The organism is Selenomonas sp. KH1T6 (assembly GCF_900108415.1).
GTDB classification, from domain to species: Bacteria; Bacillota; Negativicutes; order Selenomonadales; family Selenomonadaceae; genus Selenomonas_B; species Selenomonas_B ruminantium_A.
This window is the reverse complement of the sequence record NZ_FNWN01000003.1, coordinates 204787-221014: the sequence shown is the minus strand read 5'-3', so window position 1 is coordinate 221014 and position 16228 is coordinate 204787. Positions and strand designations below refer to the sequence as shown.

At 42.0% G+C, this 16228-nt stretch carries 17 protein-coding genes and 1 pseudogene; 2 read left to right on the top strand and 16 right to left on the bottom strand.

The features are described 5' to 3' along the window. The 15 genes and pseudogenes from BLW59_RS17940 to BLW59_RS03570 all read right to left on the bottom strand — a co-directional run. Positions 1-180: pseudogene (locus BLW59_RS17940) on the bottom strand (IS5/IS1182 family transposase); the annotation flags it as partial. A gap of 15 nt (positions 181-195) precedes the next feature. Then, a complete protein-coding gene (locus tag BLW59_RS03635; RefSeq protein ID WP_074696255.1) occupies positions 196-1797 on the bottom strand; it encodes a recombinase family protein in 1602 nt (533 codons plus the stop codon). Beyond that, the gene (locus BLW59_RS03630) at positions 1775-1957 is read right to left on the bottom strand and encodes a hypothetical protein (RefSeq protein ID WP_074696253.1); all 183 of its coding nucleotides are present in this window, start codon (positions 1955-1957) and stop codon (positions 1775-1777) included. Before BLW59_RS03630 ends, BLW59_RS03635 begins: the two co-directional genes overlap by 23 nt. Positions 1958-2255: 298 nt before the next feature. Continuing rightward, a complete protein-coding gene (locus BLW59_RS03625) occupies positions 2256-2972 on the bottom strand; it encodes a hypothetical protein (RefSeq protein ID WP_074696251.1) in 717 nt (238 codons plus the stop codon). Between the two features lie 94 nt (positions 2973-3066). Then, entirely contained in the window at positions 3067-5175 is a 2109-nt protein-coding gene (locus BLW59_RS03620) for a hypothetical protein (RefSeq protein WP_074696249.1), read from the bottom strand. A 550-nt stretch (positions 5176-5725) separates the two neighbouring features. Next, positions 5726-6709: a hypothetical protein gene (locus BLW59_RS03615; RefSeq protein WP_074696247.1), complete on the bottom strand. Its 984-nt coding sequence runs from the start codon at positions 6707-6709 to the stop codon at positions 5726-5728. A gap of 9 nt (positions 6710-6718) precedes the next feature. Beyond that, entirely contained in the window at positions 6719-7840 is a 1122-nt protein-coding gene (locus tag BLW59_RS03610) for a hypothetical protein (protein WP_175463352.1), read from the bottom strand. 138 nt (positions 7841-7978) lie between these two features. Then, positions 7979-8497, bottom strand: coding sequence for a helix-turn-helix domain-containing protein (locus BLW59_RS03605; RefSeq protein WP_074696243.1), 519 nt, complete (start codon positions 8495-8497; stop codon positions 7979-7981). Positions 8498-8613: 116 nt separating this feature from the next. Beyond that, positions 8614-9105, bottom strand: coding sequence for a relaxase/mobilization nuclease domain-containing protein (locus tag BLW59_RS03600; RefSeq protein WP_074696240.1), 492 nt, complete (start codon positions 9103-9105; stop codon positions 8614-8616). Then, a complete protein-coding gene (locus BLW59_RS03595; RefSeq protein WP_074696238.1) occupies positions 9086-9430 on the bottom strand; it encodes a plasmid mobilization protein in 345 nt (114 codons plus the stop codon). Before BLW59_RS03595 ends, BLW59_RS03600 begins: the two co-directional genes overlap by 20 nt. A 323-nt stretch (positions 9431-9753) precedes the next feature. Continuing rightward, positions 9754-10521, bottom strand: a complete 768-nt coding sequence (locus BLW59_RS03590; protein WP_074696293.1) for a hypothetical protein — start codon at positions 10519-10521, stop codon at positions 9754-9756. 69 nt (positions 10522-10590) lie between these two features. After that, on the bottom strand, positions 10591-11484 hold the full coding sequence (locus BLW59_RS03585; protein ID WP_074696236.1) for a hypothetical protein: 894 nt from the start codon (positions 11482-11484) through the stop codon (positions 10591-10593). Positions 11485-11497: 13 nt separating this feature from the next. Continuing rightward, a complete protein-coding gene (locus tag BLW59_RS03580) occupies positions 11498-12382 on the bottom strand; it encodes a hypothetical protein (protein WP_074696234.1) in 885 nt (294 codons plus the stop codon). Continuing rightward, positions 12379-13866 (bottom strand): hypothetical protein, encoded by a 1488-nt coding sequence (locus BLW59_RS03575; protein ID WP_074696232.1) that lies wholly within the window; start codon positions 13864-13866, stop codon positions 12379-12381. Before BLW59_RS03575 ends, BLW59_RS03580 begins: the two co-directional genes overlap by 4 nt. 80 nt (positions 13867-13946) lie before the next feature. Next, on the bottom strand, positions 13947-15047 hold the full coding sequence (locus tag BLW59_RS03570) for a DUF932 domain-containing protein (RefSeq protein ID WP_074696230.1): 1101 nt from the start codon (positions 15045-15047) through the stop codon (positions 13947-13949). A 268-nt stretch (positions 15048-15315) separates the two neighbouring features. On the opposite strand from BLW59_RS03570, the gene BLW59_RS03565 reads away from it, so the two are divergent. Then, a complete protein-coding gene (locus BLW59_RS03565; RefSeq protein ID WP_074696228.1) occupies positions 15316-15540 on the top strand; it encodes a helix-turn-helix domain-containing protein in 225 nt (74 codons plus the stop codon). Between the two features lie 19 nt (positions 15541-15559). After that, positions 15560-15754 carry a helix-turn-helix domain-containing protein gene (locus tag BLW59_RS03560; protein ID WP_318258285.1) on the top strand — a complete coding sequence of 65 codons (195 nt, stop codon included), beginning with the start codon at positions 15560-15562 and terminating at the stop codon, positions 15752-15754. Between the two features lie 36 nt (positions 15755-15790). On the opposite strand, the gene BLW59_RS03555 is transcribed toward BLW59_RS03560, so the two are convergent. Further along, entirely contained in the window at positions 15791-16216 is a 426-nt protein-coding gene (locus BLW59_RS03555) for a hypothetical protein (protein WP_074696226.1), read from the bottom strand. Between the last annotated feature and the right edge of the window lie 12 nt (positions 16217-16228).

Below are 16228 nucleotides of genomic sequence, written 5' to 3'. Positions count from 1 at the left end.
ATTTCGATCTATCCTTTGATAGGTCTCCTCCAGTGACTTTATATCCATACCTCCAATGCAGTGGCGAAGCAGGCGGACGGGGTCATCTTTGCTAACCTGAAATTCAAGATTTAAGGGGAGAAACAGTTGATAATTCTCTCCTAAAGACGTATACTCTTTCTGTGAATTTGGTTTTTGCATACCTAAATTCTACACCTAATCCCGGGGCTTGAATGTCCTGGGATTATCTTTTTGCATAAAAATGAGGCTGCTGCACGTTTGGATTACGTGCAACAGCCCCTCTTTCACTATAACCTTCTCCACATATAGGTCTACCAACTGCTGCATTTCCTCAAGGCTGCGTTTCCTGAACAAGGACTGTGCTTCTAGGAAGCACTGCCGCAACTCTTCTTTGTCGGGGACATCCAGCTCCAGAGACGCCTGCGCTTGTGCAATATACCCTTGTATTCCACTTTTCTCATCTTCCAGCTTCTCCATCTTCGATAAAATTATAGTACGTTGCCTTCTTTCTACTCCATCTGCCAGAATATCAGAAAGGTTCTCCAGCTTGGAGTCAATTTCTTTTACCTGTGCTTCCAAACGGCGCAGCGTTTCAGACCTCTCCCTATTCTTTTCCCTTGCATAGTCCTCGAACTTCTGTATGATTATACTCGCCGTACGCTTGTTGAAGATAGATTTCTCGATCCTATCAAGAACGAACGTTTCTATATAATCACGGTTGACCTCACGGTTCTTGCAGGCAATATTTGTGAGCCGTGACTGTCTATTACACCTATATGAAATGTTGGGGGCACGATTACCTGTCGACTTCTTACGGTTGCCCACATAACTGCATCCGCAAACACCGCAAATAATCTTCCCTCTCAGGAGATACTGCTCCTGATTCTTCTTTATTCCCCGATAAACCTTTTTACGCCTCTTCAATATTTCTTGAACTCTGTCAAAGGTTTCCTCTGACACTATAGCCGGAACGCCACCCTGAACAACAATCATATCCTCCGGCATATTCTCTTGATGAGAATTACGCTTCTTGGTATATGGGTCAGCAGGGCTGGCACGATTATAAACATACACCCCTTTGTATTTCGGATTATGAAGAATTTCATACAGGGAGTTCTTGCCAAAATCTCTGCCAGACTTTGTTTTGTACCCATCAAGACGGAGCCTAGCTGTAATGGCACTATAGCCTTTTCCTTCTAATGTTAATTGAAAGATTTCTCGAACAGCCTGAGCCTCACGCTCATTAATAACAAGCTGACGTGTAGACCTATCAACATCATACCCAAGTGGAGGAGATCCACCAGTATGCTTACAGCGCAGCGCATTTTCCTTCAAGCCCTTTCTCACCTCACGGGCAAGATTTCTGCTGTAAAACTCGTTCATCCCCTCTATTACGGACTGAAGCAGAATTGACTCTGGCCTGTCCTCATCAAATGGCTCAAGAACGCTTAGTAGTGCCACCTTGTTCCTCTGAAGCTTCATCCGATAGGCAATACTGTCATTCCTGTTCCTAGCAAATCTATCCAGTTTATGCACAATGAGAAGCCGAAAGTTTCCCTTGGCCGATTCCTGAATCATACGTTGGAATTCAGGACGGTCATCTGTAGTGGCAGACTTGGCACGATCAACATACTCAGCCACTATGACGATGCCATTCACCTTGGCAAACTCCTTGATTGCTCTTACCTGAGCATCTATGCTTTCATTACGTTGGTTGTCACTAGAGAAGCGGGCATAAAGGGCTGCTGTCACCAGCCCCCCATTTGCCTGCCTCCTAAGCCGCTCCAGGAGGCTCATCAACAATCACCTTTCTTTCATTATATATACGCCCTATCATTTTCAGCAAAACTTTCTCCACAGGGACCTCTACTACCTGTTCATCCACTAAACAGAAAATTGGTTGTAGCTGTTCAGTCTTTTTATGCGGAATAGAATATGTAGTCTTCTTCAGTTGCATTGATATCCCTCCGGCAATGAGCATTCTACATAACCCGTAGTAAGATTCAGTACACAACCTCGATAAGCGCAGAAATCTGTGATCTTGCCAGTGATTTCATTGCATACACGAACACGTCCATCACCATTCCAGTATAGCCGTTCGTCTTTTCCAAGCCGTGACCTCAGGAAACACATCAAAGATTCCGTTTCGCTATCCATGTTTTTCTCCTAATCTCATGTATCAACAGGCAGGGGGACCTCCCCCCGCTCTGTTATACAATGTACATTAACTGCCCCTCTAAAAGACCTACAGCATCTTATATAAAGCCATAGTCTCTTAACTTCTTTAATGTGACATTCTCTGAGAATTCCAGCCCATCACCTTCAAAGCGAGGATCATCATAACTTTCTCCTACCTCAAGCAAGTGATTCAGGCGATGAATGTCAATATCACGCACATCGTAAACACGACAGAAACGATCAGTGTAGTCCCTCAGCGCCCAGTAGCTTGCAGCATCAGCTTTAGAGAACCACATTGCATGAGCATATCTCTTTTCTTTCAAAACGCCCACCAATTTCTCCAGATTATTCACAACAGCGTAGCCACCAACATATGCTATTGACCAAAAGCCATACTGTAACGGTCCTGCCTGCACAAATTCCACCTGCTGTTCACCATCTACCGGCACAACTACATCAGAATATGATTTGTCATTCTGACCGTTCTCAATAAGTGTACCCGACATAGGCAACGAACAATCTCCGTTGATAACTTCATATATGCTTGGTTCTGCCACTGCAAAAGGAAGCGTAGTAGGAATTGGCATAATAGGCACATCAAAAAGTCTGGGATCGGATGCATAACGAGCAACGTAAATCTGCCTTGCTAAAACAGCCGCTTCTTCCCTTGTTTCAACTGAGAACGCTTCACAATAGGGACTCCTCCAATACCAAAGCATATTATAGACTTGCTCGATAACAAATTCCCCAGCATAAATTATCCCTGGACTAACTAAACATACAAATTCAGACATAAAAATTACCTCCTTATATAATGCCATATGCCGAATAGCAACTTTACATAAGCCCCTGTAAAACACTATTCAACACACTACTAACTTCCCATAATCAGCCTCGTATAATACAGGCTTTCAATGCTAACATGTCAATCTTTTTCTTATTGATACTCATAGGATACAGAGATCTAGGCGATTTGCGCCCTTTCTCTAAATAGCCTTCACTTATCCCATTTTCCCTAAGCTTCCTCCATAGCTCTTTATTGTTTGCTGTCATACGAATTCCAGCCTCTCCAAGCTGTTTTACAACCCAAGAGTAGATTCTATATGGGTCAAGTACTAGCCAGTCATTACCGTTGTAATTCCAAAACCCCAAGTATTGGGATGAGGCTGACTCATATTCTTTTTTATCTGAAGCAATGGGGAACAACTTTTGAGCTACTCCACGAGAAACTACTTCTATAAAGATTTGAGCCGGGTCGCTCTCCACGCCCCTACTTTCATTCGCTCTAATAACTTCCTGAATAGTTGACACCCAGGATGAGAACATTTCTTCCGACTGTCTCACTGAAATTACCCCCATGTCCGCAAAGTATCGTAAAACTATAAGCGCAATGGCTGTCAATACACGATATACTTCGGATAAACGTCTAAACTGAACACCAGAAGATATTTGTAGTGGTTCATAGGAGGCAATGAACCTGACAATTTCATTCCATTTAGACTCCACATATCTGATGAATCTTGTAAGAAATATGTCCCACATATTGCTCCTACTATTATTACCATTTACATTCAGCTCCCGAGTTTCAGTAATCGTGGTTAGGATTACACTTTTGACATCACTAAGGTCATGCAAACTATCTTTTGTTATTTCCACCGTCAAAACTCGTAATTGTGATGACTGACGAAATCCATCAAGCGGAGTCTCTGTAGAGATGGCCAATCCAAAGGATACGTCAGCAACAACAAGTTCTTTTCCTCCCTCCGCTGAAAAGAACCTACCATTGGCATCACATACCTGACGTAAAAGTGTTTCTAACAAAACCTTACTCTTCTTGTCCTTCATTGAGGCTAGGTCGTCCAATGCTGCTAAACTATCATGGCACTGCTCGCAAAACAGTTCTATCCCTTTGGCAGTTGAGGTAAAATTTGCCATTCGTCTATGTTGATCGAATGGGCAAAATAGCAATCGCAGTAAGAGCGTCTTGCCTACCCCAGTCGGACCGCAAAGGTTAAGTATATATTGGACAGGGCACCCTGCCTCTTTAAACGGCCTGTACAAGATGCCAGACAAGGCATGCAGAAACACAGGAACCATAAGATTTGATTCTCCCCATCCTAAGACACTTAAAGCGAATCTATCCGCTTCGTATTGCTTTTCCATTGGAAGCAATGTCAGATTTGCCAGCATACGCTTACTATCGCAATTATCATCCAGCCCGGAATAATAATGCCATTGACCATTTTCGTCCTGACACCACCCAGGATAAAGCAGAACAGTGCGTACTTCGAGCCTACCTTCTTCACTCTCTATCAGTTGTGACAAATGACGTTTAAAATACAAAGAGGCTTTTTGACACTCAGCAGTGTCCACATAAAAAGAACGGATATCCTTTTCTATTTTGCTTTGCAGTGACAAAAACTCGTTACATTTAATCGCATATCGAATTGATTGAGTCTCACTTTCAAGAAGCAACTCATAAAATTCCATCCGCTCCCCATGCAGTCCTAGCTTTACCTTCTTGCACATTACATTTATAATAAAATTAGTAATTCGCTTTGCCTCGGCACCTTTGACTTTGAGCCACAAGGCATGCCCCCTTTCGAAGACACTACCCTCCTCAATCCCCGCATAACTGTTACCAACATCAACTATCTGAAGCGTATGGTTGTTCGGAAGATTGGGCTGCAATAATTCAAACTGTATCATTTTTTGTCCCATAGCAGCATATTCATACGAAGTATAGAAACGTATGGGGGCTGTAGGTTTCGGCAACCTCTTTTTAGGAAAACCTATCTTCGTAACAGAGCCTTCCGGAGCATTAAATGAACGTTTGGAGAGCCCACCTTTCTTAAACGTAACGCCGTTTGGTGATGGAATGAGCGCTCTTGATGAAATAGTTTCATCAAAATTTTCCCCAGCAATAGCGTGCCCTTCCCTCTCATTATCTCCTTGCTGTTCATGGTTATCATTCGAATTATAATTCAGATTTGACACTTCCTAATACCTCCTATCATAAATAGATGTCTTATCACACCGATAATAGACTTATATATCATGGATGCACACACCATGCACATTTGTCTACATAAGTCCTCGGCATCACTGCGCCGCCCATTTCTTCCTAGCGACTATCCATATAGGGGCCGAACACCTGCAGTACATGACACTTAATTATTCCACCAGCAGTATCAGCCCATCCATACATATTCGGATGTGATACACCTACCATTCTAAACTCCAGCAGTTGATTTTCACATTCACACTTTGCAATCAATATTGTCCTCCCCACTATTACCCTTACTTTTAATGAACATAAATGCATCCCGAAAGGAGCTTTCATTTGTAACCAAGAGCTAAATTCACCTAATATTCGTATTTCTCACAAAATAAATTGCGTATATCACTAAAAAAACGCCACTTAGATTGTGGCGTTTTCATTTTCTTTTATCCCCAAATACAAAAATAATCATCACAAAAACACGATATAATGATGCATTTTTCCTAACTTTTTCATCACCAGCATCATTCATATCCCCTGCCAAACTCATCTCCTTTTTATTATAGGTAAATCAAATGTATTTGAGTTCATTTGATTCTTAATTTCAGAAAATGATCTACCGCCTAATCCAATTATGTTTTCAATATCAAATCTACGACTCAAATCATCAAATATATCTTTAGGAATCGGATTGTCAGACTTACATCTCTCTTCTAATAAAGCCTCAATACATGTCCCACTATTATGTAGCCATGCCTCATAATCTAAAAAAACCCCTCTACAAATTTTATCCATATCAATTGATGCACTAACTATTTCTTCATCATCTGTTAAACCAAATCCAATATTATGGCAATGTGGCAAAAAGACATTTTTCCTGAAATCATTTATATTTTTTGCTCCTTCAAATCCCCACTCCAAAATCTCATTCAAGCAATTCCACAACAAATAATATGTTCCATTCTTTGCATATCCTTTGTTATCCACATGTGTACCCATCGTATATTCCCGCAATATTTTGTGCAATGAGATTTTCTTTTCATTGCCTTCAAATTCCATTGGAAATACTTTTTCCCATCCTAAAACGATTAAAACAACAGCCAAAATACTTTTTATATACGTTTGCCGCAATTCACCTTTAATAAAATCACATCTCTCAGACTCTGGTTCAAAAAAAGCTGCCTGTTGAAAGTCATCAAGATAGTAAAGCTCACTCCTAAAGCATTTCATCCCTTGTTCATAAAAGCAATACAACATATCTAAATCATTTCTATGACGACGAAAACTTCTTTTTAAAGTATCTTCCGTATATCCTTCATAATTATTTACAAGAAACCATATGGCAACTTTTCTTGCAACAACATCCACCGATTCAATCTTTTTATTTTGATCCGCATTTTTTTCATCAAGACTTTCAGGAAAACCATACTCTTGGCAAATATAGTCTAACATTCCACACATATCATATTTCAAAGATGTAAATTTTTCACTGCTTAAACACTCATCAAGTCCGAAAACAAAATCCTCCATCTGCTGATACTAGAGGATCCAGTACAACTCATCCACCATGGAATATTTTGTATTAATATAATCTTTTACAGACCTTATCTGTTCTTTCTCTGCATATACTACCGTATCTTTTTTCATTCCCTTTTTTATCGAATCCGACATCACAAATCTTACTGTTTTTGCATAAAACGGATTACATATTTCCTCAAAATATCTTGTTCTATCCCAAAATAGCTCTTGGTATAAATTTCTTGAAAATACTATCAGAGCACTTTGCATCATCTTTCCTATTACATCTAAATATAGTATTCTTGCAAATCTTCTGGCCAGAGCATTCTTGAGCATATAACGCATTATTCCATTACCATTTCTTAAGAAGCTTCTCCCATAATTAGCATCCCCCCCTATACCTTCAAATTCTTTTGATTTCCACTTTTTTCTGTTAGAATCCATAAAGCTATATAAGCACGACAACAAAAACAACATATCCGGTTTCACATACATCTTATCATTATCTTCCTCTGTAATCTTAGAGTTATCCGCAGTTTCATTTTCCTCCACCTCAACACGATCTGCTTCTTTTACACGATTACATTTTTCACAACCCCCTCTATCTTTTTCATATGTATACCTTATTGACGTATAGTCACTAACTCCAATAGCATTTAGATATATAGGCAATATGTTATCATGAATGCGACATAGATGAATATAAACTCGCCGACAGTCTTTATTGGCTTGCGCATTACATGATGATTTCCATTCATTATAGTCAACTGCACTTGAATTCCCACAATACTCTTCATATGACAACCGTATTGCCAAATCCCAAATAGACTTATCTTTTACATCTTTCTCAATATTGTATGCCTCATAATTCTTTTCTATTTTTCCTTCATATTCACCTTTTAACGCTTCCAACTCCGAAGTTAGATTATTATTTCTTCTCACAAGTTCTTTAAATCGATTCGCAAAATATAAATTTGCATAACTCTCGTCTTCATCACCCTCATATTCTTTTCTAAACTCTTCCAACCTAGCTATAATTTTTATCAAAACATCGTTTCCTGCTAACATAGTGCTACTAAAATTTTTATTGAATTCTATATTCAATTCTTCTATTTCATTTCGAAAATATTTGTTGTTCTCCATTACAATCACCATCACATCAAACCGAGGTCATATTCTCGTTATAAAAGTATATTCTTTTCTTTTTTCAAGATAGACAATTGTGCCCACATTTTAAACCGCTACCATTTAATTATCAACATTTCTTCTAAAGCCCAACTTCTAATCCTCATCAGGCAAACTTATCCCCTTCAAAAGTTCCATCGACTCCTGCTGCTTCAATAACTTTTGAACAGTTGTGGTTGACATTTCCTCTTTCTTAGCTATTTCTCGAATACTATAACCTTGTTTTTTCAATGTCGTAATTCTCTCTGCATCCTCTTGAGAATATTTAGAAGGCCGTCCACCTTTATTCCTAGCCGAAACAAGTTCCATACCACTGTTCTCTACAACAATATCTATCAGAGCTCGAAAAGCATCAGCACCTAAAGATATTTCTCTATACTCTTCATCTCGATTAAGTATTTCTCTCCCCTTATTCTCAATTGCTGGCACATCAACTGCTAATGTTATCCTTCCATTTTCAAAATCCGGTATTGCTACAATAATAGTACTATCTGAACTCCCCTGCAGAACGTAGCCAGACTTACCACCAAGCGCTTTCCGTAATTCAGGCCGCTTCCCACTTACACTCTGCCTATTGACCAATTTTAAACTGTGACTTTTGTATACACTTTCCACGATATTATCTCCCTCCTACTATCATTAAAATAATATCCCGTATCACTAACTGTGTCAATAACATTTAATGGCACACTATAAAAAACCGGTGCTGCTCTTGCAGCACCAGCTATACTTCATACCCTTATTATGAACGGAGGACTCATCAACACCTTAACAGGCCTTAGGCCATGCGCTTTCATGACCGCATTGACAAGCCTCTTATAGTAATTAACATGATGCCCTTGACGATACAGCTTGCCGTCAATCCCCACGTAGTTAATCATATAGTGACAATGCACATTATCCGTACCATAGTAATGGATAGCTCCGAACACCTGTCGCTCGTCGGTAACAAGAAGTTTCCCAACCTCCATGGATATTTCCCTAACTTCCAATGAATCCAGAGCCATATCACTGTCGAAGCTAAGAATGACCTGAACATAAGGGTGAGTTAGTTCCTCCCTGTAGTAGACATCCTGCACAAACTGCATCTCCTGTACAGGTGCACAGGGGTTAACACCAATGCCAAAAACACCATTATCACCCGTCTTTTCGGCATTCTTCATATATCTGTGCATATCTTCCATAGTCCTTGGCGTTCTATTTTCAAATTTCAGGATTGACATGATCTGACTCCCTCCTTCCTATCATCGAAGCTTGTTCCTTGATTGCTCTTAAGCCACCAGTTGCAGCCTCTCTTAACGCCTGGACAGGCACATCCGGATTACCTATCATTTGGTTAAGTGTTTGGTTCAAGCGATAGACCTCACTGGCTAATTGGGCACCACCTTCAACTATGATGATCTGCTTGTGACGCGTACAATGCATAATATACTGAGATAGGTTCATACCTACAGCCTCTGCTTCCCTAAGTATCTTTTGTTTCTCCTGCTCTGAAATTCTAATACGCACCATATCATTTTTTTGTTCCTTTCCACTATTGTTTTTCATTTATTTTCCCTCCTGTGTCTACAATTTATTTATATGTAGACACAATTTAAAAATTTATATAGTGCGTAGCAAACAACCACCATACCTTTCTCCCAGCACTGTACTACCACATTTCCCTGTTTCCCCTTTTCCCCAAAATACAAACACGGAAGAACCCTTATATTTCAAGGCTTTACGAGGTGTTTATTTTTGGGGAAATTGGGAAAATGGGGAAACCTGTGCCTAAAGCCACAGATTAGGCCATAATTATGAAAATTGAACCGCTCAAACTGTGGGGAACGGCAGGGAAGCCCCCCTCCCTGCCTAACACCCATAATTATCCCTTAAGCTGTCTTGTGGTAATCATCTTCTTCGCTATCCACCACAGGCGAAACATCTGCCTCTACAGGCTCAGCACCCTCAAATCCCACACTCTGGCTTATCTCCTTAATCTGCTCAGACATCTTGGCTATCAAAGGGATCTCGTCTTCCGTCAGCTCACGCTCCATATGGAAGACTGCCTTTGCATAAGCTATGCCTCCCTTATTGGTAGCCTTAGCCAGAGATATCCTGGTGACAACAGCATTTGTCTTACAGCCTTTGGACAAGCACCTCATGATATAACGGCTAAACTCCTTCAGTGAGCCGGTAGGAAGAGACAGCATCACAGGAAACATTTCTCCTTCAAGCAGAAGGTAAAGCCTCCTGCGCTCCTTGCAAGCCTTGGCATTATTCTCTCCTGAGCCAAAAGCATTGTAAGGACAGCTCTCACAGTTACCTCCAGGCACTCCAAATCCCTCAACAGCATTAAGACTGCCACAATCAGGCGGTACTGTTGCACCAGTATATTTTTCCTTGAAGTAAGCACGAATAGGGTGATGATAGAGTATGACCGCTGTAATCTCCCTAACCAACTCCGGTTCATCAGGATTATCTGAAGGAACCTGAAATACCGTAGTGTCCCCAGACGGCATCTTGATCCTCTCAAAGAAAGCAGTCAAGCCCTCCATCTCCTCAGCAATAGCCTTGCTAAAATCAAATCCTTTGAGCACCAGATACCCCTTGTCAGCAGTAACTGTCAGATCCTTCGTTTCTGAAGCCTTTCTTGCCATGATGTTTCCCTCCATAATATAACGGTTCACAATCTCTTCATCTATGAACACAGATATCAACCATCTTGCTCATATAGCCTTCTGCTCCTTCAGCAGGGCAATTTCCTGTGCCTGTGGACATTTTTCTCCTACCTCACAATATTCAAGGCACTTCCTCCCTCCCCAGGATTCTTTCATAGTACAAGGAACAGGCATCCTCTTTTCTTCCAAGGCCTTATGCAGAAGCTCGGACTTCTTGCCAAAGTACCGTTCAAGCCAACGATTGCTGATACGATTGATAGGTATAATGTAGACAGACTTCATGACACCACGTTCAGCGGCAGTACGTAGGCTGTTGTCCCTGCACATAGCCTGGATAAACATCCTGTTTACTTGAAAACCAGCCTCCTCCAGCAACAACCTGTAATAGTTCAGCTGAACAGCCCAATCCCATACATGACGTACACCATCGTACCTGAATTCCTTTCTGGTTTTAGGCTGCCCCTTTTTGACACCAGTCTTATACACCTCCCCTGTAAGCACATCCACCTTATAGATTCCCAAAGCCTTGGCAATCTTATAGGAACTGGTCACCTTCATATCTCCCAGCACACCTTCTTCCTCATCAATTATTTTTCCATATAAATCAAACTTGCCACTGGTTACCTTGTCACTGAGCCTTACCTCACCCAGAATCTCTCCAAAGGTATGCCCTTCATGTATGGCATGGACAGCCTGACCATGGAGAGAATAAAGGACACTCTGGGGATCAACGGCATAGGATGTGGTTTTCTTCAAATATGTTTCCCTGACCCCTGCTATCAGCTCAGTAACAGTAGCCTCCTCAATACCACGATCAAGAGACTCTGCCACAGCCCTAAGGGTGGGCAGAAACATACAACGCTCCTTCTTCCTACAGGAATCAAGGCATTCCCTGATAGGAACCCTGACACCATCCGGGCATACAAACATGGTTGCCGGCATAGCTATTCCTCCCTCAACAACCTCCATACACAGCAGCATACAACTCATTCAGCACAGAATTCCCATAGGTCTTACGATAGCTGTCCAGTTCCTTGGGATGGTAGAAATCCAACAAGGCATCGTAAACATCTTTGAACTTCTCCGGTAAATTCTTTGGCAGCCCAATGTTTCCATAATAGTCGAGCAAGTCCCAAAAGGCCTCCACATACTCATACTGAGGAAAGTCCTCCTGAGATGCTTCCTCGATTATTTCCACCACCTTCTCCAAGGTGGCATTAATATGCCTCCTGTCAATGAACTCATGGAGAGTGTGGGCATTGTAGTACCCTGCTGACAGATTGACTGCCGCCACCCCCAGCACAGGGGCAATGACAGAAATATCACTGAAACTGCCATATTCTGTCTGGAAGCCCTTGCTGGTTATGTAGGCCTCGAATTCTTCATTGCCGCAGTCATAGTAGACAGCATCCTGATGACCACGTCTGTCAACTTCCAATATCATCTTTATCTGCCCCAGTATCCTGGGGAGCTTTCCCTCCTCATAATCACCAGCAAAAACTCTTGCCCCCTTGCCTCCTGTTTCTTCATCACAGGTAAAAAGCAGCCAGGGTTTGCTATCTGACATCTCATAAGCATTCACTAGAGCATACACCCCACAGCGGTCATCACCTCCTACGCCTTGGGGAGACATGAGGATATTTCCCTGCTGACTGGCACAGATAGTCCTCACAGGCTTTTCATGCACCGTATCCAGATGGGCCACCAGAAGCACCGGCACCTCTCCCTGCACCAGAAGGTAATTCCCCTTACTGCAGATAGCCTTATCCCGATACAATTTGTGAAGTTGATTAAAGAGCTGGCTCTGGGTAGGTTTCAGGAAAGTCTCCAAGGCTTTCATGCTGCCACCTCCTTGCCATTCTCCTTAAATTTAGCTAGGCAATCTACGCAACGGCCATCCTTAAGTTCTTCCTTGAGGAAATACTTGCCACAATCAGGGCATTTTGCATAGTGGCGTTCCAGGCAGGAGGGACAGATACGGATTTCTTCAGCCACTTCCACCACATCAGCCTTGGGGTAATAGACATGGCACTCATCACAATAGGCATACAAACGATCCCGACAACCAGCACAGACATATGTTTCATGTCCATGACTGTCTATGACCAGATAGGTGCTTGAGAAGTAATCTCCACAGGCCTCACACCTGTCTTCATCCTCATCCTCCTCATAGAAACTGTCATTGCAGTCATAGCAATAAAGCCATTTGTCGATTTCTTCACCACACTGAATACAGAGGCCGTAAGTGCCAATGTTGAAGGACTCATAATTTTCTTCATGGTCAATACGGATGCTGAGTTTGGCATTAAACTCCTTGTATAACCAGTCGGTATAGCCACCAAAGCCAGTTCCAGCACCTATGCTGCATTTGCTGTTGTTGACATAGGTGTAGGTTTTCCAGATGTTTGGTGCCCCTTCAAGGTCTGAAAGCTCCCTCTGAATCAGGTCACGATAAAGCCTGGAATCAGCCTGTGCCCCACAGGTACCACCTTCCGTATTGTAAAGACGGCTCTGAAGCAAAAGGCCATTACCTGGCTTGTAGGCAAAAATCTGACGAGCAGTCTTACGATTGTTGAGGGTTTCCGAAATAGCTGGCTCTGCTGCTACAAAGGCTATGAAGGTATAATTGTCTCTGGCATAGCCGGAACAGCCATTGTTGTAGCTATAGGAAGTAGAGTTCAGGGAGTGACAGCTGGTCAAGGTGTCCCCTCTCATATCAACCTTGGGATTACTCATGGTCAGGAAATGGGCAGGGTTCAAGGATACATACAGCTTGAAGTCAATCTTCCTTGAAGAAATCTCATCAGCAAACTGGGCATAGAGCCTCTGGAAATTACTTCCAGCCCTATTATCCGCTACCCCCAAAGCATCACAAAGAGCATGGAAGATACGGCTGCGCTTCTTACGAGGGGCATAGGCCTTGGGAGCAATTTTCTCCATAGCTTCAATAGCAGGTTCAGGGTTCTCCTTGGGATGGGTGAAAAACCTAATGGCACAATTCAGCAGTTCCACATCTTCAAGGTTCATTATCTGCTGGGCAGGGAAAAGGATATCTTCTGCAAGCTGTTGTACCCTGGCGTAATCAGGGTTATGGGTACGGGTACCATTGATAACCAAGGCATCCAGGCTTTCATCCCAAACAGGGGACATACGGAAAAGGGTCCTAAGCTCCCTCTTGGCATAAGCATTGTCCTTGGCCAGCCGGGAAACAAATTTTTCTGAGATGTCATCAAGCACATCCTTTTCTCTGGTATGCTTCTTGTAATCCTCCACAGCCTGCCAAATATTTTTCTTGTTCATTTCAATCTTGGCCTTGATGTCCATAATCATTTCCTCCTCTAGAATCTGTTTTTGGACATAAATAAAGGCGTTGCACCGAAGTGCAACGCCTCATCTGGTTAAACTTATGCTGTTATCAGCTCCCTGGCAGGAGTTATGTTCCTGATTTTGCTACCGGGAAGCAACCCCTTGGGGACTGACATGGAAAGAATTTCCCCTCCGATACGTTCAAGCTCAGTAGCCCTCTCATAGTCAGGAGCCAGCTTACTTGCTGCCGTAACTGCATTTACCAATCCGTAACGACTGCTATCACCATTCATAAACAACTGACGCAGCACATCACCACGCTCATTCTGGGTAAGCAGAAACTTATCTGCCAAAAACTCCACCTCCTTCACAGGGTCATGTTCCATAGGAATCCCCATAGCCTCCTTCATCTTGTCCACCGTCATCATAAACTTAGCCTCATCCACAGCATGACGTACTGTATCTGCCACCTTCATAAAGAATGCCTTGTCATCCTGCTTCAAGGTTTCATCAGAGTAAAGCTCATAGGCCTCCGATTCGTTGCCATCGGCCTGACGGCCAACATGATAACGCTTCTGGGTATAGTCCTTGCAGATTAGGCCGTTCTTGCAAACCAAGCGAAAGACCAATGGCTCCACCTTGAGACTGCCAAGGCCTACTTCACTATTGGAAATGACAAACCCTGCCTGTACCACATCACCAACGGCCACCTCTGCCTTCATTTTCTTATTTATGACCTTCAGATAGAGATGTGTAACTGTAACCTCACATGATTCGATGGAAGCACCTTTCATTTCCTTAATGACAGGGAGAACGGTGGCACAAAGCTCCAGATTGTCCAGACGACGGTAACGGTCAGACAGAAAGGCCCTTACCTTGCCATCCAGTACACGAATCATACGACGCTCCGGTGACTTCTGAAGCCAAGAGTTCACATTCTCATCCAGCAGTGCAGGGTCTTCCTCCTGCATCTTCTGGTAATAACGATAGGGTATGCCCAGCCTTGTGGCAATCTGCTGATGAGCCAGTGGATTTACACCATACTCATGACGGTCATTGTCCAGAAAGACAGACAGTACAGAGCCATTGCTACTGCTTTCCATTTCCAGACTTCTGGTATCAGCTACAAAATCCCTCCTTGCTAACCTCTGACGAGTAAGCTCCTCTCCCAGTTCCTGCAGTGTACGACCTTGTTTCATTGTGATCCTCTCCTTTTCGACAGATATTATCTATGCTCCTCATACAAAGAAATGTATGGCAGGGCCAAAATAATAAACACAAGTATTTATTATTTAGATAATAATATATGTCTGAAAAAGGAGTTTTTCACACTTTTTACTGTATTTAAATTCATAGAAATGTTATTTGCATCTTCAATCATGTTGGACAATCTTTCTTCATCAAAAAATTATAAAAAAGTGGCAATATAAATCTAACATAATCATAAATAGAAAGGAGTGGCAAATTATGGTAATTGATAAAAAAATTTTACAAGCTTATGAAGCAGCTATGATACTAGGTTGTAGTCAAGGTTATGTCTATCATCTGCTTAACAGTGGTATCATTTATGGTTATAAGTATGAAGGTAGCCCTATATGGCATATTCCTGAAGAATCACTTCAAGAATACATCAAGCAATACCGCTATAATCCCGTCCCTCCCATATCAAATACAAAAACAGCAAAACATTGAAGTAATTCCTAGAAAGGATATGATAATCATGCAAAATGATTACACAGATTTAATCACTGTAGACGAGCTTTGCGAACTAATGATGATCAGCCGCAACGCTGCCTACCGTCTTTTATCCTCTGGAAAGCTTCGATGTTTTCGCTTTGGTCGAATCTGGAAGATTCCACGGCAGAGTGTCAATGACTATATCCGTGAGCAAAGCTTCCTGGCTTAAAATAAAGAATCCTAGCCAATGTTGGCTAGGATCTCTTTATTTTCTATATGTCATGTCAAGTGGCTGTGAACCACAATACGTTACCCAAGAATCCATTTTGTGAAGGAAACCGATAAATGTACAGACCCTATCACTCCAATCTTCAATTGATTCACCTTCTTTTCTTTCCGGGACAGGCACTAAATTGTCATCATCTGCAAAATTCCTGTGCATAATTCTAATCCCTTTGTTATGAATACAATTCATAACAGCATCTATCAACCGATTCTCTTTTCTAAGCCAAGGAAGTTTCTCTTTCCTTGTTGTCATGATATAATCCCGTACATAATACCCATTTTGCAAATCAACCTTGCTTAGCTCAATATATGGCTTAATCCGTTCGCTCCATTCCTCCAAAGTCTCATTCTCTCTCTTTTCCGGCAACAACATATCCACACATTCATACCATTTGAGATTTTCCATTGTTCAGCTCCT

What these genes read in the sequence shown, in the direction of transcription:
- BLW59_RS03615 (WP_074696247.1), bottom strand. Translation starts at nt 6,709, where the DNA reads ATGGAGGATTTTGTTTTCGGACTTGATGAGTGTTTAAGCAGTGAAAAA.
- BLW59_RS03565 (WP_074696228.1), top strand. Translation starts at nt 15,316, where the DNA reads ATGGTAATTGATAAAAAAATTTTACAAGCTTATGAAGCAGCTATGATA.
- BLW59_RS03625 (WP_074696251.1), bottom strand. Translation starts at nt 2,972, where the DNA reads ATGTCTGAATTTGTATGTTTAGTTAGTCCAGGGATAATTTATGCTGGG.
- BLW59_RS03560 (WP_318258285.1), top strand. Translation starts at nt 15,560, where the DNA reads ATGATAATCATGCAAAATGATTACACAGATTTAATCACTGTAGACGAG.
- BLW59_RS03595 (WP_074696238.1), bottom strand. Translation starts at nt 9,430, where the DNA reads ATGAAAAACAATAGTGGAAAGGAACAAAAAAATGATATGGTGCGTATT.
- BLW59_RS03585 (WP_074696236.1), bottom strand. Translation starts at nt 11,484, where the DNA reads ATGCCGGCAACCATGTTTGTATGCCCGGATGGTGTCAGGGTTCCTATC.
- BLW59_RS03570 (WP_074696230.1), bottom strand. Translation starts at nt 15,047, where the DNA reads ATGAAACAAGGTCGTACACTGCAGGAACTGGGAGAGGAGCTTACTCGT.
- BLW59_RS03590 (WP_074696293.1), bottom strand. Translation starts at nt 10,521, where the DNA reads ATGGCAAGAAAGGCTTCAGAAACGAAGGATCTGACAGTTACTGCTGAC.
- BLW59_RS03610 (WP_175463352.1), bottom strand. Translation starts at nt 7,840, where the DNA reads ATGGAGAACAACAAATATTTTCGAAATGAAATAGAAGAATTGAATATA.
- BLW59_RS03575 (WP_074696232.1), bottom strand. Translation starts at nt 13,866, where the DNA reads ATGGACATCAAGGCCAAGATTGAAATGAACAAGAAAAATATTTGGCAG.
- BLW59_RS03580 (WP_074696234.1), bottom strand. Translation starts at nt 12,382, where the DNA reads ATGAAAGCCTTGGAGACTTTCCTGAAACCTACCCAGAGCCAGCTCTTT.
- BLW59_RS03635 (WP_074696255.1), bottom strand. Translation starts at nt 1,797, where the DNA reads ATGAGCCTCCTGGAGCGGCTTAGGAGGCAGGCAAATGGGGGGCTGGTG.
- BLW59_RS03600 (WP_074696240.1), bottom strand. Translation starts at nt 9,105, where the DNA reads ATGTCAATCCTGAAATTTGAAAATAGAACGCCAAGGACTATGGAAGAT.
- BLW59_RS03630 (WP_074696253.1), bottom strand. Translation starts at nt 1,957, where the DNA reads ATGCAACTGAAGAAGACTACATATTCTATTCCGCATAAAAAGACTGAA.
- BLW59_RS03555 (WP_074696226.1), bottom strand. Translation starts at nt 16,216, where the DNA reads ATGGAAAATCTCAAATGGTATGAATGTGTGGATATGTTGTTGCCGGAA.